General features: G+C 48.4%; 16 protein-coding genes. 15 read left to right on the top strand and 1 reads right to left on the bottom strand.

What is annotated here, in order from left to right:
- The first annotated feature begins 96 nt into the window (after nt 1-96).
- The 3 genes from rsgA to C7R73_RS00970 are packed head-to-tail and all read left to right on the top strand — an operon-like array spanning nt 97 to nt 2,324.
- The gene (rsgA, locus tag C7R73_RS00980) at nt 97-999 is read left to right on the top strand and encodes a ribosome small subunit-dependent GTPase A (protein ID WP_106448715.1); all 903 of its coding nucleotides are present in this window, start codon (nt 97-99) and stop codon (nt 997-999) included.
- A 13-nt stretch (nt 1,000-1,012) separates the two neighbouring features.
- Entirely contained in the window at nt 1,013-1,672 is a 660-nt protein-coding gene (gene rpe / locus C7R73_RS00975; RefSeq protein ID WP_106448714.1) for a ribulose-phosphate 3-epimerase, read from the top strand.
- Complete coding sequence (locus tag C7R73_RS00970; protein WP_161525834.1) at nt 1,662-2,324, top strand: thiamine diphosphokinase; 663 nt, start codon at nt 1,662-1,664, stop codon at nt 2,322-2,324. The genes rpe and C7R73_RS00970 overlap by 11 nt, the downstream gene beginning before the upstream one ends.
- A gap of 118 nt (nt 2,325-2,442) precedes the next feature.
- Here C7R73_RS00970 and rpmB read toward each other — a convergent pair whose 3' ends face one another.
- Entirely contained in the window at nt 2,443-2,631 is a 189-nt protein-coding gene (gene rpmB / locus C7R73_RS00965; RefSeq protein ID WP_068562155.1) for a 50S ribosomal protein L28, read from the bottom strand.
- Nucleotides 2,632-2,973: 342 nt separating this feature from the next.
- On the opposite strand from rpmB, the gene C7R73_RS00960 reads away from it, so the two are divergent.
- The 12 genes from C7R73_RS00960 to smc all read left to right on the top strand — a co-directional run bounded on the left by C7R73_RS00960 (nt 2,974) and on the right by smc (nt 19,023).
- Nucleotides 2,974-3,336: an Asp23/Gls24 family envelope stress response protein gene (locus C7R73_RS00960; protein ID WP_086941655.1), complete on the top strand. Its 363-nt coding sequence runs from the start codon at nt 2,974-2,976 to the stop codon at nt 3,334-3,336.
- Between the two features lie 45 nt (nt 3,337-3,381).
- Nucleotides 3,382-5,052, top strand: coding sequence for a DAK2 domain-containing protein (locus tag C7R73_RS00955; RefSeq protein ID WP_106448712.1), 1,671 nt, complete (start codon nt 3,382-3,384; stop codon nt 5,050-5,052).
- Nucleotides 5,053-5,150: 98 nt separating this feature from the next.
- The gene (gene recG / locus C7R73_RS00950; RefSeq protein ID WP_106448711.1) at nt 5,151-7,211 is read left to right on the top strand and encodes an ATP-dependent DNA helicase RecG; all 2,061 of its coding nucleotides are present in this window, start codon (nt 5,151-5,153) and stop codon (nt 7,209-7,211) included.
- Nucleotides 7,212-7,238: 27 nt separating this feature from the next.
- Nucleotides 7,239-8,279 carry a phosphate acyltransferase PlsX gene (gene plsX, locus C7R73_RS00945; protein WP_106448710.1) on the top strand — a complete coding sequence of 347 codons (1,041 nt, stop codon included), beginning with the start codon at nt 7,239-7,241 and terminating at the stop codon, nt 8,277-8,279.
- Between the two features lie 111 nt (nt 8,280-8,390).
- Nucleotides 8,391-8,630 (top strand): acyl carrier protein, encoded by a 240-nt coding sequence (acpP, locus tag C7R73_RS00940; protein ID WP_106448709.1) that lies wholly within the window; start codon nt 8,391-8,393, stop codon nt 8,628-8,630.
- Nucleotides 8,631-8,839: 209 nt separating this feature from the next.
- Nucleotides 8,840-9,853: an ABC transporter ATP-binding protein gene (locus tag C7R73_RS00935; RefSeq protein ID WP_106448708.1), complete on the top strand. Its 1,014-nt coding sequence runs from the start codon at nt 8,840-8,842 to the stop codon at nt 9,851-9,853.
- A gap of 1 nt (nt 9,854) precedes the next feature.
- Nucleotides 9,855-10,796: an ATP-binding cassette domain-containing protein gene (locus C7R73_RS00930; RefSeq protein ID WP_106448707.1), complete on the top strand. Its 942-nt coding sequence runs from the start codon at nt 9,855-9,857 to the stop codon at nt 10,794-10,796.
- A gap of 2 nt (nt 10,797-10,798) precedes the next feature.
- Nucleotides 10,799-11,761, top strand: a complete 963-nt coding sequence (locus C7R73_RS00925; RefSeq protein ID WP_106448706.1) for an ABC transporter permease — start codon at nt 10,799-10,801, stop codon at nt 11,759-11,761.
- Nucleotides 11,762-11,917: 156 nt separating this feature from the next.
- Nucleotides 11,918-12,754 carry an ABC transporter permease gene (locus tag C7R73_RS00920; protein ID WP_414718252.1) on the top strand — a complete coding sequence of 279 codons (837 nt, stop codon included), beginning with the start codon at nt 11,918-11,920 and terminating at the stop codon, nt 12,752-12,754.
- Between the two features lie 15 nt (nt 12,755-12,769).
- Nucleotides 12,770-14,542: an oligopeptide ABC transporter substrate-binding protein gene (locus C7R73_RS00915; protein WP_106448704.1), complete on the top strand. Its 1,773-nt coding sequence runs from the start codon at nt 12,770-12,772 to the stop codon at nt 14,540-14,542.
- Nucleotides 14,543-14,741: 199 nt separating this feature from the next.
- Nucleotides 14,742-15,431 (top strand): ribonuclease III, encoded by a 690-nt coding sequence (gene rnc, locus C7R73_RS00910; protein ID WP_106448703.1) that lies wholly within the window; start codon nt 14,742-14,744, stop codon nt 15,429-15,431.
- Between the two features lie 31 nt (nt 15,432-15,462).
- Entirely contained in the window at nt 15,463-19,023 is a 3,561-nt protein-coding gene (gene smc, locus C7R73_RS00905) for a chromosome segregation protein SMC (protein ID WP_414718251.1), read from the top strand.
- Nucleotides 19,024-19,035 lie beyond the last annotated feature (12 nt).

Here is a 19,035-nt window from a genome sequence, read left to right as displayed (position 1 = left end):
GGCTACAAAAAATGACAAACATCAAAATGGTTTGTCATTTTTTTGTAGAACAGTGTAGAATAGAGAGAAAGAACTAAACTAGGAGGCGTTGTCGATTTGCAAAAAGGACAAGTCAGGAAAGCAATAAGCGGATTTTATTATGTGTATGTGGACGGTCAAACGTATCAGACGAGAGGAAGAGGGAACTTCCGCGTGAAAAACATGGCTCCGCTTATTGGGGATTTTGTCGATTTCGAAAGTGACAACTTGACGGAGGGCGTTCTGCTGGACATCTACCCAAGGAAAAATGAATTGATTCGCCCGACTGTGGCGAATGTCGATTTTGGCGTTATCGTGATGTCGGCGATCGAACCCGATTTTTCTTCCTATCTGGTGGATCGTTTCCTGGTTTACCTGGAAGCAAACAACATCAGTCCCATCATCTACGTCACGAAAATTGATCTGTTGGATGAAAAAGCCAAGACGGACATGCTTCAATATAAAACCTATTATGAATCGATCGGATACAAAATGATCTTATCGGATTATCCTGAAGGAGCCTCGTCTTTGGAGGAGCTGGTCAGGACCATGGGCAAAGGGATGGCGGTGTTTATGGGCCAATCCGGCGCCGGGAAATCCACTTTGTTGAATCAACTGATGCCCGAATTGGATTTGCTGACAGGCGAAATCTCGACCGCTTTGGGCAGGGGCCGCCATACGACGCGGCATGTCGAGTTGCATCCGGTTGGGGAGGCTCTGATTGCCGATACCCCTGGTTTCAGTACAATTGACTTGATCGACATTGAAGCGGTCGATCTGCCTTCCTTTTTCCCGGACTTTGAAGCGCTGCGTGATCAATGCCGATTCGGCGGCTGCATGCACATCAACGAGCCGAATTGCAGGGTGAAAGAGGCAGTTGCCTCCGGGGAGGTTGCCCCGTACAGATACGAACACTATCTGCAATTCCATGAGGAAATCGTCGGACGCAAACCGATGTACATAAAAAAAAATAAGAGATAAGGTGTGTGTGAAAATGAAAATTGCTCCATCCATATTAAGTGCTGATTTCGCGAATTTAGAGCGGGACGTTAAGTTGGTCGAACAAGCTGGTGCCGATTATATCCACATCGATGCCATGGACGGCCAATTCGTTGCCAATTTGACGTTGGGCCCAAATGTTGTGCAGGCAATCCGTCCGCACACAAAATTACCGTTGGATTGCCATTTGATGGTAAACACACCTGAAAATCTGATCCCGGCTTTCGCCAGGGCCGGCGCGGATATCATCACGATTCACGCGGAGGCTACTGCCCACATCCATGGCGCGATTCAGATGATCAAAAATGAAAACATCGCAGCCGGCGTCGTCATCAATCCGGGAACAAGCGTAGACGTCATCAAACCCGTTTTGGGCGATGTCGATATGGTGCTCGTCATGACCGTCAACCCGGGGTTCGGGGGCCAAGGCTTCATCGAAAGCACTTTGGACAAAATCCAAGAGCTGGCTACCTTGCGCGAAAAGCATGGCTATCATTACGAAATTGAAGTCGATGGCGGCATTACCCATGAGACGATCGTCAAGTGCATTCAGGCAGGTGCGGATGTATTCGTAGCTGGTTCTTACATTTATGACGATGAAAATCCAGCAGCGGCCATCAGCCGATTGAAGGATGCTTGCCATAATGCGGTCTGAGAAAGTGGTGATTGTGGTCGGCGGCGACCAGACGGATGTCGCCGCCTTGGTCCACCGTTTTTCGGAAAGTCATCGGTTGATCGGTGCAGACCGCGGAGCGTTGACGCTTGCCCAGCTGTGCACACATTTCGATGCGGCCATCGGGGATTTTGATTCCGTCACCCCGCAAGAAATGGAAGAAATCAAAAAGAAAAGCCGCGTCTGCCGCATCCTTCCTGCGCAAAAAGATGAAACGGATACCGAGGCGGCCATTGCCTATGCGCTTGAAACGTTTAATCCGGAAGAAATCATTCTTTTGGGTGCCTTCGGAGGGCGTTTGGACCATCTGATGAGCAATCTGTGGTTGGCGTTCCATCCGGTCGTGAAAGGGATGGCAGGCAGAATCAGTCTAATGGATCGGCATAATACCTTGCGGTTTTATATGCCCGGCAGTTATGTGCTGGAAAAAGAAACGAGCAAAAAATATTTGTCGTTCATTGGCATGACCCCCATCAAGAAATTGACCCTGACGGGAGTTGTCTATCCTTTGAGCGGAAAAGATTATGATTACCCGATAGCTTTGGTCAGCAATGAGTTTGAAGAGGCCGAGATGCATTTTTCTTTTGAATCCGGTGTTCTGGCCGTCATCCAAAGTGCTGACAAACGCAAATAAAGCAAAGAGGCTGCGCTTTTGCCGCGGCCTCTTTCCTTTACTTTGCACATAATAGATTTTCTGAATAAAAAAAAGATGAGCTGGAATCATGGCATGGTCCCTGGGCTCATCTATATTTTTATACTCTTTCAACTTTACCAGATTTCAAAGCTCGAGCTGAAACCCATACTTTTTTAGGTTTTCCATCGACTAAGATACGAACTTTTTGTAAGTTTGGTTTGAAAGTACGTTTTGTGTAGTTCATAGCGTGGGAACGGTTATTACCTGAACGGCTTTTACGTCCTGTTACGAAACATTCTTTTGACATTTTCTTTCCTCCTTTGCTGTTACAGAAGCAAAGCTTCTTTCCAATTCATACACTTGATTAATTTATCATAATTCAAAAGTGAATGCAACTGTTTTAAAGGAAAAATACTTGACAGCTGTTTTTTTTATCCTGCCCTCATCAAATATCCGCATTTGACTATCCTCACAGAGCAAGGAACGGGAGCTGGGAAAACCCCGGAAATATTTCGGAAAAAAGTCAGAATTGCCGTAAATCGATCGGAAATAAGAAATTTAATCGCAAAAAGTTATTTCTTTTGTATAAAATATGCTATCATAATTTGTAATTAACGATTGTGTGCATACATTAAGGAGGCTATTATAAATGGCAGTTAAAATCCAAACACAATATGGGATGGTTGACTTATCGAACGACGTGATCGCTACGGTAGTAGGCGGCGCCGCGACGGATAATTATGGAGTTGTCGGCATGGCCAGCAAAAATCAAATCAGAGATAATATCAGTGAAATATTGAAAAAAGAGAACTATTCACGCGGTGCCGTGATTCGACAAGAAGAAAATGGAGTAGCTGTTGATGTTTATATCATTGTACTCTACGGAACAAAAATTTCTGAAATTTGCCGGAATGTTCAAACACAAGTCAAATATAATCTTGAAATGATGTTGGGCTTTTCCGCAAATACAGTGAATGTGTTCGTCCAAGGCGTAAGAGTATTAAAGGACTAAAGATTACAGATCACCATGTTTTATATGGTGAAGGAGGACTATAAGGTGAAGAAAACTCAACTAACAGCGGAAGACTTTAAGGCGATGGTCGCAATCGGCGCCGAACGTCTTAGTGAGAATGCAGAATATGTGAATTCTTTGAACGTGTTCCCCGTTCCGGATGGAGACACGGGCACAAACATGAATTTATCATTCACATCCGGAGCTGAACGGGTCAGGCTGTCGGATGCTACAAAAATAGATCAATTAGGATCGGACTTGGCTAAAGGCTTATTGATGGGGGCGAGAGGGAACTCAGGCGTCATATTATCCCAGCTGTTCCGTGGCTTTTCGAAGGCGATCGAAGGGAAAGCAATCTTGAATACGGCTGATTTTGCTGAGGCTTTTTCCCACGGCGTCGAGACAGCCTATAAAGCGGTCATGAAACCTGTGGAAGGCACCATTTTGACGGTTGCGCGCGAATCCGCCAAAGCCGGTGTGAAAAAAGCCGAACATACGGATGACATCATCGAATTGATGGGAACGGTCCTTAAAGTCGCGCAGATCGCGTTGGATAAGACACCGGATCTCTTGCCGGTATTGAAAGAGGTAGGCGTCGTCGACAGCGGCGGGCAAGGCCTTGTGTACATTTATGAAGGGTTCATGGAATCCTTGACCGGCGAAAAAGTGCCGTCCGCCGAAAAGGTCATCTCACAAGCGGATGTAACCGAAATCGCTCACCAGGAAAATTATCATAACGTTTCGCACTCCATTGCGACAGAAGATATTGAATTCGGTTATTGTACAGAAATCATGGTCAAATTAGGTGAAGGCGAAACCGTGACGGACACCTTTGACTACGATACATTCCGTAATCATCTGAACGAAATCGGAGATTCCCTATTGGTCGTCGCGGATGACGAAATCGTGAAGGTCCATGTGCATACCGAGTATCCAGGGGAAGTCATGAACTACGGACAAAAATTCGGCTCACTGATGAAAATCAAAGTGGACAATATGCGCATGCAACATGATGCAGTCCTTGAAAAAGCCGATGCGCCTTCCAAGAAACTTGAAAAAGTTCCTTACGGTGTGATAGCTGTTGCTGCCGGCAAAGGTGTGCATGCCCTGTTCAAGAGCATGGGCGTATCCACGATCATCAATGGCGGCCAGACGATGAATCCAAGCACGGAAGACATCCTTAAGGCAATCGAAAGCACAAACGCCGAAAAAACAATCATTTTGCCGAACAACAAAAATATTTTCATGGCTGCAGATCAGGCAGCTGAAGTATCCGAAGCGGATGTGGTTGTAGTGGCTTCGAAGACGATCTCACAAGGCCTGACAGCTATGCTTGCCTTCAATGAATCAGAGGACTTGGAAACCAATAAAGCCAACATGACTGCTGAACTGGAAAATGTTGTCAGCGGACAGATCACGAGTGCCGTGCGCGACACAGTCATAGACGGATTGACCATCACCAAGGACGACTTCATGGGGATCGTCGACGGGAAAATCTTGACGGCCGACAAGGACAGAAAAGCCGCAACGATAGAAACCCTGAAAAAAATGATCACGGATGACAGCGAAATCGTCACCATCATCTTCGGGGAAGACAGCGATGAGAACGAAAGCAAAGAGATTGCAGCGGTCATCGAAGCTGAATATGACTTTTTGGAAGTGGAAGTGCAAGAAGGAAATCAACCGGTATACAGTTATCTTCTTTCTGTAGAATAATCTGAAAAAGCTGAACGAGTTTCTCTGTTCGGCTTTTCTTTTTCAAAAACGGTTGGTCAAAGAAACTGTCCTGCTCCCGGAAGAAAGGAGGCGAACGGATGGAAGCGGAAGACAATAAGCAATTGGATATTTATGAACCAGTCGGGGAATTGCCCCATGTAGGACCGAAGAGAGTTGAGGCGCTGCATTCATTGGGCATCGATACAATCTATGATCTGATCACACATTTTCCTTTCCGTTATGAGGACATAAAAGTCAAAACATTGGACGAAATCGAGGATTCGGACAAAGTGACGCTGAAAGGACAAGTCGTGACGGCTCCGGTCGTCCACCATTACGGTTTTAAAAAAAGCAGGCTATCATTCAAATTAGCCATCGAGGATGCCATCATTTCGGTAACATTCTTCAATCAGCCTTACCTGAAACAAAAAATCATGCTTGAGGATGAGGTTGCGATCTTCGGTAAATGGGAACGCGCACGCCAAACTTTGGCAGGGATGAAGATCCTCGGCAGTTCGAATGGACAGGATGATTATGCCGCCATTTATCATGTCAACAAGACGATCAAGCAGCAGACCATCCTGAATCTGATCAAACAGGCGATAGAGCTGTATGCTCCGGTCATTCCCGAGATACTTCCGCAGCATCTGCTGCAGACGTATCACCTGATGAGCCATAGGGAAGCCATCCGGGCGATGCACTTTCCCAAAAATGATGAAGAATCGGAGCAAGCGAGACGGCAAATCATCTATCAGGAGTTTTTCCTTTACCAAGTGCGCCTGCAAATGCTGCAGCTGAGCCGCAAAACGAACAACCGAGGCATTCCGATCCTTTATGATGTGGACAAGCTGAAGGGATTCATAGCAACTTTGCCGTTTGAACTCACGGATGGGCAAAAGAAGGTCGTCAACGAAATATGCCGGGATCTGCGCAAACCTTATGAAATGAACCGTTTGTTGCAAGGGGACGTCGGCAGCGGCAAAACGATCGTAGCGGTGATCGCCCTGATGGCTACCGTCCTGGGCGGGTACCAAGGGGCTTTCATGGTTCCCACTGAGATTTTGGCGGAACAGCATTATCGCACCTTGCAGAGCCTGTTCGAGTACACCGATGTCTCCATTGCCCTGCTTACCGGCAGCACGAAGGCAAAAGACCGAAAAGAATTGTTGAACCGGCTTGCAGGAGGGGACTTGCATATCCTTATCGGGACGCACGCACTGATCCAAGAGGATGTCGTTTTTGCCGACCTGGGCTTGGTCATCACCGATGAGCAGCACCGCTTCGGTGTCCAACAAAGGCACAAGCTGAACGAAAAAGGGAACAACCCGAATGTTTTGTACATGACTGCCACGCCGATCCCGAGAACGTTGGCGATAACCACGATGGGCGAAATGGATGTTTCGGTGCTTGACCAGATGCCTGACGGCAGAAAACCGATCAAAACGATCTGGAATAAATCGGACAAGATCGAAAATGTACTTGAGTTCATCCGGAAACAGATGGATAATGGACAACAGGCGTACATCATCACGCCTCTGATCGAGAAATCCGAGTCGCTGGATGTCAAGAATGCAGAAGATGTGCATCAAGCCGTGACGGCCTATTACAAAGGGAAATATCAAATCGGTCTGTTGCACGGCCGTCTCAAGTCCGAAGAAAAAGATCAGATCATGCGCCGTTTCCAAAACAACGAGCTGCAGGTCCTTGTATCGACGACAGTCATCGAGGTCGGCCTGAACGTGCCGAATGCAACAGTGATGGTCATCCAAGATGCCGACCGATTCGGATTATCCCAGCTCCACCAATTGCGCGGTCGAGTGGGCCGGGGAGACAAAGAGTCCTATTGTGTGCTGGTTGCCGATCCGAAAACCGATAACGGCAAGGAACGCATGCGCATCATGGTGGAGTCGACAGACGGTTTCTACCTGAGCCAACGGGATTTGGAACTGCGCGGACCGGGTGATCTTTTCGGAAACAAACAATCCGGCTTGCCCGATTTCAAATCCGGAGATATCGTGCGGGATGCCGTCATCTTGGATATTGCGCACAATGACGCTATCCAAATCACACGCGAACAAGACTTTGAAAGCAACCCAGCCTACGAAAGTTTGCGGGAAGCAGTCGAACGCGAAAAAGAGAAGTTAAAGAGATTACAGTGAAACTAACAAAAGTGAGGTATACAATCTATGAAAATCGCTGTCGATGCGATGGGCGGGGATTTTGCGCCCCAAGCAATAGTAGAGGGCATTTTAATGGCTGCCAAAGAATTTAATGATTTAGAGTTTTTGCTTTTTGGCGACGAAGCCAAAATACGCAAGGCTTTAGGGGATCAATATGCCGAAAACGGGAAAATCACAATCGTTCATACGACCGAAAAGATCGAGAGCGACGACGAACCCGTCAAAGCGATCCGCAGAAAAAAACAAGCTTCGATGGTGCTTGCTGCTCAAGCAGTCAAGAACAAAGAAGCCGACGCTTTATTCTCGGCAGGGAATACCGGTGCGCTTTTGGCAGCCGGATTATTGATCATCGGCCGGATCAAAGGGATCGACAGACCCGGCTTGATGCCGATTCTGCCAGTCATCGGCAAAGAAAATGAACAGTTCCTGTTGATGGATGCAGGCGCAAACGCCGACTGCAAACCGGAAAACATCTACCAGTTCGGCCTTTTGGGCTCGTATTATGCCAAGTTTGTGCAAGGCATCGAAAACCCAAGGATCGCTTTGTTGAACAATGGTTCCGAAGCAACGAAGGGCAGCGAACTGTCCAAAAAAGCCTATGTGTTGTTGGAAGAGGACTCCGAACTCAATTTCACAGGCAATATCGAAGCACGGGAAATTTTGCTCGGCGATGCGGATGTCGTCGTGACGGATGGCTTCACCGGTAATGCTGTCCTGAAAACGATGGAAGGGACGGCAATGTCATTGCTGAAGTTGATCAAAACCCAATTGCTTTCAGGCGGTTTGAAGACAAAAATCGGCGGAATGCTGATCAAGGATTCCTTTTCGGAAATCAAAGATACGATGGATTATTCGAAGCATGGGGGTGCCGTGCTGTTCGGATTGCGGGCGCCGGTCGTCAAGACGCATGGATCTGCGGATAAAGTCGCTGTCTACCACACAGTGAAGCAAATCCGTAAAATCATCAGTTCCCACGTCATCGATGATGTCGTGAAGCACTTTGATGAAATGAATGCCCAGCCCGTAAACAAAACTGAGCAGGAATAAAAAAATATAGACAAAAGATTAGCGTATGGGTAAAATAGATGTGAGCCTTTACAAAATATTTTCAGTAAATGTGATGTAATTGGTTATGGAACGATAATGGAGGTGTAACGCTTGGCAGATACAACTACTTTTGAGCGAGTAGCCAAGATGGTTATTGAACGATTCGGTGTCGATGAAGCAAAGGTTACGAGAGAGTTGACTTTCCACAACGACCTTGGAGCGGATTCATTGGATATTGTTGAACTCGTTATGGAACTGGAAGATGTCTTTGCTGTACAGATTTCCGATGAAGATGCTGAGAGGATAATCACAGTAGGAGATGCAGTCGACTACATCGATTCTCAAAAATAAGGATCGCAATAATTTAACGACAGAAGCAACGTTGACGGTTTTCAAATGCCAATGTTGCTTTTTTTTCAGGCCAAGAGGGCTGATTATGGCAAAAATATGAAATGCATTAAAAGTGAATGGAATAGCGGTTGTTTTTGCATGTGCTTAAACGTATAATGTTAGGAGATATTTCATCAAGTTTGTTATATAAGCATGAGAGGAGGTGCACGATGAGACTTGGAAGACCTTTGTTGGAGATAAACGCATTGCACACCGCATTCCGGATGCAGGATAACTATTACGATGCAGTCGACGATGTTTCCTTCAGTCTGGAAAAAAGTGAAATTTTGGGGATTGTCGGAGAGTCCGGCTGCGGGAAAAGTACCCTCGCAACAACGATCGTCGGACTCCATAATAAGGCGAACACGCGGATTTCGGGAGAGATCATCTATCAGAACTTGAATCTCATCGATCTGAATGAGACGCTCTATAACCGCATAAGAGGAAACGATATCGGGATGGTTTTTCAAGATCCTCTTTCGGCCCTCAATCCTTTGATGACGGTAAGTGAGCAGATAGAAGAAGTGCTGCTTTATCATACCAGGATGACAAAAGAGGAACGTGCGCTGCGTGTGGGCGAATTGTTGCTCCAAGTTAAGCTGGAGGATCCGGAAGGAACAGCCGCACGCTACCCGCATGAGCTGTCCGGCGATGCGCGTCAGCGGGTCGGCATTGCCATTGCTGTTGCCTGTAATCCGCCGATCATCATCGCGGATGAACCGACGACCTCTTTGGATGTAACTGTTCAAGCTCAAATATTGGATCTTTTGAGCGAAGTGAGGGACGAGACGGGTGCCGGGATCATCCTGATCACCCATGATTTAGGTGTCGTAGCCGAAATTGCGGATAGAGTAGCCGTCATGTACGCAGGACAAATTGTCGAAACAGCCGGGGTCGTTGAACTGTTCACGGATCCGAAGCATCCTTATACCCGTTCTTTGTTGCGTTCGATGCCGCAAGCGAATGGCGCGCTCGAATCGGATTCCGGGGAACTCTATGTGATTCAAGGGGATGTCCCTTCCCTGCAGCAGTTGCCTAAACAGGGCTGTCGTTTTTCCGGACGGATTCCATGGATCCCATTTTCCGCACATGAACAATCACCCAAAATGCACGAGATTTCTAAAGGGCATTTTGTCAGGTGCACGTGCCATGAGTCCTTCCGTTTTGAAGGGGAGAGTGAATAAGATGGGGCTTTTGGAAATCAAAGATTTGAAGGTTCACTACCCGCTCAAGAGCGGCTTCTTATCCAGCAAAAAGAGCCTTGCAGCCGTCGACGGCATCAGCCTGTCCCTGGAAGAAGGGAAAAATTACGGTCTGGTGGGCGAATCAGGGTCCGGAAAATCAACTGTCGGAAGAGCGATCGTTGGATTGGAGCGGATCACTGCCGGCCAAATCATTTATGAAGGAACTGACGTAACCGCTGCGATAGGCAAGCGGAAATCAGCCCACAAACGCAATGTCCAGATGATTTTTCAAGATTCGGGTGCGAGTCTGAATCCGAAAAAACAAATTGGACAGATCATTTCCGAACCTTTGCGCAATTTTGAGCAGCTTTCCCAGCAGGAAGAGAAAAAACGCGTGCTGGAACTGCTGGAAATGGTAGGGTTACCGGAAGATGCGCTGCGGAAGTATCCTCACGAATTCACCGGTGGACAGAGGCAACGCATTGCATTGGCACGGGCGGTTGCACTGCGGCCAAAATTTGTCATAGCTGATGAACCCGTTTCGGTATTGGACCTTTCCGTTCAGGCGCAAGTGCTGAATTACATGAAACGCATCCAAGAACAATACAAACTCAGCTATCTGTTCATTTCCCATGACCTAGGCGTTGTGAAGCAGATGTGCGATGAATTGGCCATCATGTACCGAGGAAGGTTCGTGGAATACGGAGACAGGCAGGACATCTATCTCAACCCGCAGCACATCTACACGAAAAGGCTTCTTTCCGCAATTCCGAACTTGGATCCAGGCAACCGGGAGTTGCATAAGCGTTTGCGGCGGGAAATAGAATCAGAATACAAACAAAGCATGGAGAGTTATCTGGCAAAGGACGGTCGTGTTGGGGATTTGATCCCGTTGTCGGAAACGCATCGAATTGCCGGTAAACAATCGAAAGGAGAGCGTTAACGATGTGGAACAGAATTCTGAGACGCTTCTTCTTTATCATTCCGCAACTATTGGCGTTCAGTTTATTGGTGTTTGCACTGACGCAATTGATGCCTGGAGATCCGCTGACTGGGCTGATCATTCCCGGGATGAATCAGAGCAGCATTGACGCGATCCAAGCGAGCGCGGTCCTGGATGGGCCTTGGTACATTCGGTATCTGGAATGGATCGCAAATATGCTCAGAGGGGATTTCGGCCTCAGTTACACTTACCGGATGCCTGTGGGTATTCTTGTGGGTGCAAGGCTTGGCAACACACTCTGGTTGGCTATGGCCTCCCTCTTGTTGTCTTATCTGATCGCTGTTCCGCTAGGCATTTATGCAGGGCGTTTTAACGGTTCATTGGGTGATAAAGTTATTCGTTTTTTGAACAGCATCAGTTTTGCCTTGCCGATCTTCATTGTTGCCTTGTTGCTGGTTTGGCTTTTTGGCTTTCAACTGGAATTGTTTCCGACGCGGGGGATGCCCTTGTTGCCGGAAACGAAGAGCGTGTTGGCCTCTCTTTGGAATAGGCTCCAACACTTAGCGTTGCCGGCGCTGGCTTTTGGCCTCTCGGCATCCGCTGGCAACATCCAACGTTTAAGGTCGGGTATCATCGAGGCAAAGCAAGAAGATTATGTACTGACAGCCCGCTCAAAAGGCGTTCCGGAGAGCATGGTGTATCGGAGGCACATCTTCAGGAACGCGAGTATGCCGGTAACTTCTCTGTTGGGCTATGACATTACCGGTTTCATTGGGAGCAGCATTTTTATCGAATTCATCTTCTCCTACCCGGGAATCGGTCGATTGTTCATCAGTTCTTTAGAATCACGCGATTTCAGTGTCATCGTTGCCTTGTTGCTTATTTATGGGCTGGCTGCTTTGATTGGCACATTAGTGTCTGACATCATTTTGACAATTGTGGATCCGCGCGTCCGGGTGAGGTAGCAAGAGGAAAGGGGGGATATGTTGAATACGGAGGAAGAAAAGAAAGCAGGCAGAATAGAAGAGTTGAAAACGGAGCTTGCCTCCGTTGCGGCGGGCGAGAACCGTTTGAGCCACGAAGTGAATGAGGAAACAAAAACTGTTGTCGATTTCCGCGGCATGCTTGGAGAATTCCGAAAAGACAAGTTGGCGGTCATTGCTTTGGGTACGCTAGTTTTGCTCTTGTTGCTGGTCTTTGTGGGCTCCCTTTTTTTTGATGCGAGCCAAGTCATGCAGGTGGACTTGTTGAACAGGTATGCTTCGCCGGGCAAAAACCATATTTTGGGGACGGATGAAGCGGGACGGGATGTGCTGGGCCAGCTGTTGCTGGGAGCGCGCACCTCGCTGCTGACTGGCACAGCCGTGACAGTCTTGACCGGATTCATAGGAATCGGCTTGGGTCTGCTGTCCGGCTATTACGGTGGATTCCTGGATGGCTTGCTTATGGGCTCCATTGAATCCATCATGGTTCTTCCGGCAAGTGTGTTGATTCTCGTGCTGGTATCCATCGTATCGGAATACAATCTCTTTACGTTCATAGTGCTTATGAGCGCATTCAGCTGGGCAGGGAAATCAAAGGTTTTTCGTAACCGAACGCGTGCGGAGGCCAAACATGACTATGTGCGGGCATCCAGAACTGCAGGGACAAACGACTTGCTGATCATGTTCCGCGAAATCCTGCCTAATTTAAGTTCACTGGTCATCATCAATACGACTATGTCTTTGGCAAGGAATATCGGGATGGAGACAAGTTTGAGTTTTCTGGGCTTAGGCTTGCCTCCCGGCGTGCCTAGTATAGGCAATTTGCTGCGCTATGCCATTTCTCCCGCAGTTTTTGAGAACTATGTATGGGTATGGTTACCAGCATCCACACTCATCTTTGCATTGTTGTTGTGCATCATTTATGTCGGACAGGCATTGCGGCGTGCGGCAGATGCTAAACAAATGCAAGCATAATAAGGAGGCTGAGCTATGCTGAATAAAATGATCGTTCCCTTCTTGTTTGCTACGCTGCTGGCCGGCTGTGGAAACAAGGAGGTTCTATTGGAAACGAACGGGGACTTGCCTGGTTCATCAGCTGTCATACAGGAATTCGACACGGTCATGAACAGCGATGCCCCCGCCATCGCCGGCGGAGTGTTGAAATATGCTCTGGTCGCCGAATCCTCCTTCCAGGGTGTCTTCAACCCTGTTTTTTCAGAGGATGCGTATGATGAGGAACTCATGGGTTTTTCACATGAATCCATTTTTTCGTATGATGAGGAGTTTCAGCTTACGCAAGATGGCATGGCCACTTTTGTTCTCAATGAAAATTTAAAAACAGTGTCGATCACTATGCGGGATAACCTGAAGTGGTCGGACGGAGCGGCACTTACGGTCGACGATATCCTTTATGCCTATGAGGTGATCGGGCATCCGGACTATTCCGGTTCCCTTTATGGAGAGGTCTTTGCGAATGTTGTGGGCATGACCGAATACCATGAAGGCACAACTGATTCGATTGTCGGTATCGAAGTTTTGGATGATACGCACCTCACCATCGCTTTCGAAGAATTGAATCCGTCCCTTTTGCAAGCGGGAGGAGCCTTATGGAGCCAACCGCTGCCAAGGCACCAACTGGAACGTGTCCCTGTAGCTGATATGATGAGTTCGTCCCAATTGCGGGAACAACCTGTAGGGACGGGCCCGTTCCGGGTCAAGTCGATCATTCCAGGCGAGTCGGTTCTTTTCGAAGCCAATGAATATTATTGGAAAGGGAAACCGAAGTTGGATAATATCCTTGTTGAAGTAGTCGGTTCGGCAACGATCGTATCCGAAATGGAAGCGGGAAATTACGATGTCGCTGTCATGCCGGCAAGTTCTTACGAAAGCTACAAAGATTTCGACAATATAACCTTGCTGGGCAGAGAAGAATTGGCGACAACTTACATCGGGTTCAAGTTGGGATCCCAAGACGTTGAATCAGGCGACAACGCCCTTAATCTGAGTTCGAAAATGGCGGATGCGGCATTGCGGCAAGCGATGGCATATGCGCTGGACAACGAATTTGTCGCTGCGGTCCTTTTCGACGGGTTGCGGCAGCCGGCAAACGCTATGGTTCCTCCAGCGTTCGAAGGATTCAGTGATGATGAGGCGGTTGGCTTCAGTTACGATCCTGTGAAGGCCTCAAGTCTGCTGGATGAGGCTGGCTATCGGGACAGGGACGGCGATGGTTTTCGGGAAACACCGGACGGAGAGCCGCTCGAAATCAACTTTGCGGCTGTTGCAGGGGGAGACGGGACGGAAACGGTAGTGGCCTACTATATCCAGCAATGGAAAGAGATCGGTTTGGATGTCTCGCTCGCCACAGGAAGATTGATTGAATATCAGAAGTTCCATGACATGCTTGCATCCGACAGTCCGGCCATTGATGTCTATCAGGCAACCTGGGGGACAGGCATGGATCCCAATCCGACCGAAATGTTCGGTCGTACCAGTGCTCTCAACTACACCCGTTGGGCCAACGAAGAGAATGATTCTTTGTTGGATCAGATCAACGCTGCGGTTGCCTTGGACGAAAATGCGAGGACGGGGATCTATCAAGAATGGCAAGCGTTGCTGTTCGAGGAAGCGCCTGTCATCCCCACTTTCTGGCGTACGCAGATTTTTGCCGTCAATAACCGCGTCAAGAACTTCAACATCCGCTATGGTGCAACCAGAGGCTGGGAAACAATCGAACTGACATCAGAAGAACCAGTCCGGTAAGACGAGTTCCGTTTATTTACCAGAAATGAGGAAGAGGCCCGGACTTTTGTCCAGGCCTCTTTTCGCATGAACAGCGGCAGACTGTTCGTTAACTAAATTTGCGTGCTTATGGCACGCATTTGTCGTATAATGAAAAAGGACTTTATTTTCAAAAGTACCTTGACAGCAAGGAGTCCATTCAAGGGAAGGAGGGAACGAATTGGAAAAAATAGTCAAACAAATAGCAACTGATTTCTCGATTGTTTTCAAGAATGAGAAACTTTTGCATGAAGCATTTACCCATTCATCTTATGTGAATGAGCATCGTCATCTGGCATTGCAGGACAATGAGCGATTGGAATTTTTGGGCGACGCGGTCTTGGAAGTCGTCATCTCCGATTATTTGTTTCATACCTATGATACGTGGCATGAAGGCAAAATGACCCGTCTGCGGGCGCAGATCGTCTGCGAACCAAGCCTGTCCGCTTTCGCGAAGGACTGTCATTTCGACTCCTATATCCGTTTGGGTAAAGGGGAAGAGAATATGGGCGGAAGGCAGCGTCCGGCTTTGCTGTGTGATGTATTCGAAGCGTTCATCGGGGCCGTTTACCTTGACCAAGGGATCGAAGCCGCCAGAAAATTCATTGACCAAGTCATGATCACGAAGTTAAACGAGGATGCTTTTTCACATGTGATGGATTACAAGACCAGCCTCCAGGAAGAACTGCAAAAGAATGGGGACGTGGATATCCAATATATCCTCCTGAACGAAGACGGTCCTGCGCATGCAAAGCAGTTTGATGTGGAAGTGCGGGCTTTCGGAAAAGTGTTAGGCCAGGGACAAGGACCAAGCAAAAAAGCCGCCGAACAGAAAGCGGCACAGAACGCTCTGGAATCTCTAATAAAATGAAAAGCAAGTTTCACCGGAAAGGATGTTTTCTTTGCATCTTGAAAGAATAGAAATGTCGGGTTTCAAATCATTCGCCGACAAAACCGTAATCGAATTTGATGAAGGTGTGACAGCAGTAGTAGGGCCGAACGGAAGTGGGAAGAGCAACCTTTCGGAAGCTGTCCGCTGGGTGTTGGGGGAACAATCCGCAAAAAATCTGCGCGGGAAAAAAATGGACGACATCGTTTTTGCCGGATCGCAGACACGCAAACCTGTCAACATTGCCGAGGTTACCCTCATCCTGAACAACGAGGACGGATTCCTGCCGCTGGAATTCAGCGAAGTGAGCATCACCAGGAGATACAACCGCAATGGCGACAGTGATTGTTTCATCAACAAAAAACCATGCAGATTGAAAGACATAACAGAATTACTGATGGATTCGGGCATCGGAAAAGACTCTTTTTCCATGATTTCGCAAGGGAAAGTGGAACAGATTTTTCAGAACAAACCCGAGGACAGAAGGATCATCCTTGAAGAGGCTGCCGGGGTAGCCAGATACAAAAACCGCAAAACGAGCGCCGAACGGAAGCTGTCCCAAACGGAAGAGCATCTGAATCGGATCGAGGACATCCTGCACGAAATCAACAGCCAACTCGCTCCGCTGGAAATCCAACGGAAAACGGCTTTGGCATACAAGGATAAAAAAGCGTCATTAAGCGAGATCGAAATCGCTTTGACCGCTTCCGAAATCGAGCGGCTGAATGCGCAGTGGCAAATGAGCAAACGCGAGCTGGCCGAGTATGACCGGAAAATCAGCACGGAAGAACGCTCTCTTGCCAGCACCCAGACTGCTTTGCAGGAACTGAAACAAAAGTTGGATGCGTGCGATGAACAGTTGGAAACACTGCAGACCGGCTATGTCACTGTCATCCAGAAATTGGAACAGTTGGAAGGCCAAAAGCAAGTTTTCCAGCAACGGGCGATGTACTCGTCAAAAAATCAAGAAGAGCAAGCCCAGATCATCGCTGAAAAAGAGGCGCTGATCAAGACGGAAAAAGCCAATCTGGCGGCCTTGCGTACTGAGCTTGCGGCGAAAGTGGAAGCGAGGAAGGAACTTTCGGAAAAAAGAGCGAGCCTTTCCGAAAAAGAAGCCCAGCTGACGCAAAATAAGGCGGAACTTGTCCAGCAACTCCGGAACGATTATATCAACAGGCTGCAGGAACAATCCAGCAACCGGAACACAACCGTCCATCTCAAAAAAGAAATGACGCTCGCAACCGAACAGGAGCACCGTTTCCTTTCGAAAGGCGACGAACTCAGGAAGAATCTGCGCCAATTAAAGGCCAAACAGCAATCTTTGAATGAGGAATACGTCCTGTTTGTTGAAGAGAATGCCAATCTGGAATCGGAACTGCAGGACTGCAAACAAAATAGCTTCCAGCTCGTCTCCAAACTCCAACAACTGAACGCGGAGCTGGATACCGTAACCCGGAATCTGCAGCAGGCGGAAGCCCGGCGCGAAAGCCAGCAGGAGTTGGACGACAGTTATGCCAGTTATTATCAAGGCGTAAAGGAAATGCTAAGGAGAAGGGAAAGCGTTCCGGGTATCCGTGGTCCCGTCGCCGAATTGATCCAAGTTCCCGAAAAATACACCTTAGCCATAGAAATCGCTCTGGGAGCCACGATGCAACACATCGTGGTGGCCGATGAACGCACGGCATCCCAATGCATCGGCATTCTGAAAGCCCAACACTTGGGACGCGCCACTTTCCTTCCGATGACAGTCATCCAAGGCAAGACTTTGCCCGCGGCTGTGCGGACGACATTGGCGAACAGCCCCGGATATATCGGCATCGCGAATGAGCTGATCGATCATGAGGAGATGTACAAGGCGATCGTCAGCAGTTTGTTAGGGACAACGATCGTAGCGTCAAATATCCAGGAAGGGTTGCAGATTTCCAAGAAATTGCAGAGCCGTTACCGGATCGTGACCCTTGAAGGGGATGTCATCCATGCCGGCGGATCGATGACGGGTGGCGCGACAAGGCGTCAACAAGAGGCATCCTTATTGGCCCGTAAGAACAATCTGAACAAGCTGACCGACTATGTGCAACAGTTGTCCGTCCAATACAATCAGCTGAAGCGCGAGCAAGAGAAATGGTCGCTACAGCAACAAAGTCTGCAGGAGGAACTGGATGGCAAGCGCCAAAAAGCGACCATCAAACAGTTCGAACTGCAGCAAAGGGAAGCTTCCCTGCAGCAAGTGACAGCTGAAATCGCAACAAAAGAAAAAGAATCGGCCGCACATGAATATGAAAAGCGCATGTTCTTTGAAGAGAAAGAGGACAGACAAACGCGACTGGCACAAGCCCAACAAAATTTGCTCGTCCTCAACAGCGAAATCGACCAGCTTCAGAAGGATATAGCGGAATCCAGCCTGGATGAAGAGGAGCGCTTGAAACTGCTGCAGGACGTCCAGTCAAACCGCCAGCAAGCAGACCAAGAGCTTGCGGTCCTGCAGGAGCAGGAAAAGCAATTGCGGCGTGACGTGAAACTGTCGACCGAGCGCATCCAAACGGAGCAGGAAGCCATCAGCTCGCTGAAAGGCAAACAAGATCAAGTCGCCAAGCTGGCCGATACGGAGACGCTGACCATCCAAGAAATCACGACGCAGCTGAAGTCCACGACTGCAGAAAAAGCTGGATTCGATGCAGATTTGAGACAGCTACGGGAGCAAAAAAAGCAAACCGAACAAAACCGTACCGCTCAGGAAACCGAGCAGAGCGAAAAAAATAAAAATCTCCAAAAATTGTGGAGTGAGCACGCCAAGCTGGAAACGAATGCCGGGCGCTATGAAATCGCCATCGACCATCACCTTGCGCATTTAAGCGAGGAGTACGGGCTCAGCTTTGAAGCCGCGAAACAGGACCATCAGTTGACCCAAGAGCCCGAAGAGGCAGCACGCCAAGTGAAACAATTGAAAAAAGACATCGAAGAGCTGGGTCCGATCAATATGGGCGCGATCGAGGAATATGATCGCATTTCCGAAAGGTTCACTTTCCTTTCGGAACAGCAGACGGATCTGCTGTCTGCCCGTGGGAACCTTCTGAACACGATGAACGAAATGGATGATGAAGTCCGCTTGCGTTTCAAGGAGACTTTCATCCAGATCAAAAAGCAATTCGAAAAAACCTTCCCGAAATTATTCGGTGGCGGAAAAGCGACGTTGGAGCTGACGGATCCGAATGACCTGTTGGAGACCGGCATTGAAATTGTCGCGCAGCCGCCAGGCAAAAAACTCCAGCAGCTCAGCCTGCTCTCCGGCGGGGAAAAAGCATTCACGGCAATTGCGCTCCTGTTCGCCATCATCGAGGTCAAACCGGTGCCGTTCTGTATTTTGGATGAAGTGGAGGCTGCTTTGGATGAAGCGAATGTATCCCGTTTCGGGAAATACCTGGCAGCATCAACCGAATTGACCCAGTTCATCGTGATCACCCACCGCAAAGGCACGATGGAAGAAGCGGATGCATTGTACGGTGTGACCATGCAGGATTCCGGCGTATCCCGCCTGGCATCAGTCAAATTTGAAGATTACGAAGACATAGGTTAAGGGGATGAAGAT

Source organism: Trichococcus alkaliphilus (assembly GCF_003008695.1).
GTDB classification, from domain to species: domain Bacteria; phylum Bacillota; class Bacilli; order Lactobacillales; family Aerococcaceae; genus Trichococcus; species Trichococcus alkaliphilus.
Note: the sequence above shows the minus strand (reverse complement) of the source record. Positions and strands in the feature narration are given on the sequence as shown.

Coding starts and splice junctions, on each gene's coding strand:
- rpe (WP_106448714.1), top strand. CDS start 1,013: ATGAAAATTGCTCCATCCATATTAAGTGCTGATTTCGCGAATTTAGAG.
- C7R73_RS00970 (WP_161525834.1), top strand. CDS start 1,662: ATGCGGTCTGAGAAAGTGGTGATTGTGGTCGGCGGCGACCAGACGGAT.
- rpmB (WP_068562155.1), bottom strand. CDS start 2,631: ATGTCAAAAGAATGTTTCGTAACAGGACGTAAAAGCCGTTCAGGTAAT.
- C7R73_RS00960 (WP_086941655.1), top strand. CDS start 2,974: ATGGCAGTTAAAATCCAAACACAATATGGGATGGTTGACTTATCGAAC.
- recG (WP_106448711.1), top strand. CDS start 5,151: ATGGAAGCGGAAGACAATAAGCAATTGGATATTTATGAACCAGTCGGG.
- plsX (WP_106448710.1), top strand. CDS start 7,239: ATGAAAATCGCTGTCGATGCGATGGGCGGGGATTTTGCGCCCCAAGCA.
- C7R73_RS00935 (WP_106448708.1), top strand. CDS start 8,840: ATGAGACTTGGAAGACCTTTGTTGGAGATAAACGCATTGCACACCGCA.
- C7R73_RS00930 (WP_106448707.1), top strand. CDS start 9,855: ATGGGGCTTTTGGAAATCAAAGATTTGAAGGTTCACTACCCGCTCAAG.
- C7R73_RS00925 (WP_106448706.1), top strand. CDS start 10,799: ATGTGGAACAGAATTCTGAGACGCTTCTTCTTTATCATTCCGCAACTA.
- C7R73_RS00920 (WP_414718252.1), top strand. CDS start 11,918: ATGCTTGGAGAATTCCGAAAAGACAAGTTGGCGGTCATTGCTTTGGGT.
- C7R73_RS00915 (WP_106448704.1), top strand. CDS start 12,770: ATGCTGAATAAAATGATCGTTCCCTTCTTGTTTGCTACGCTGCTGGCC.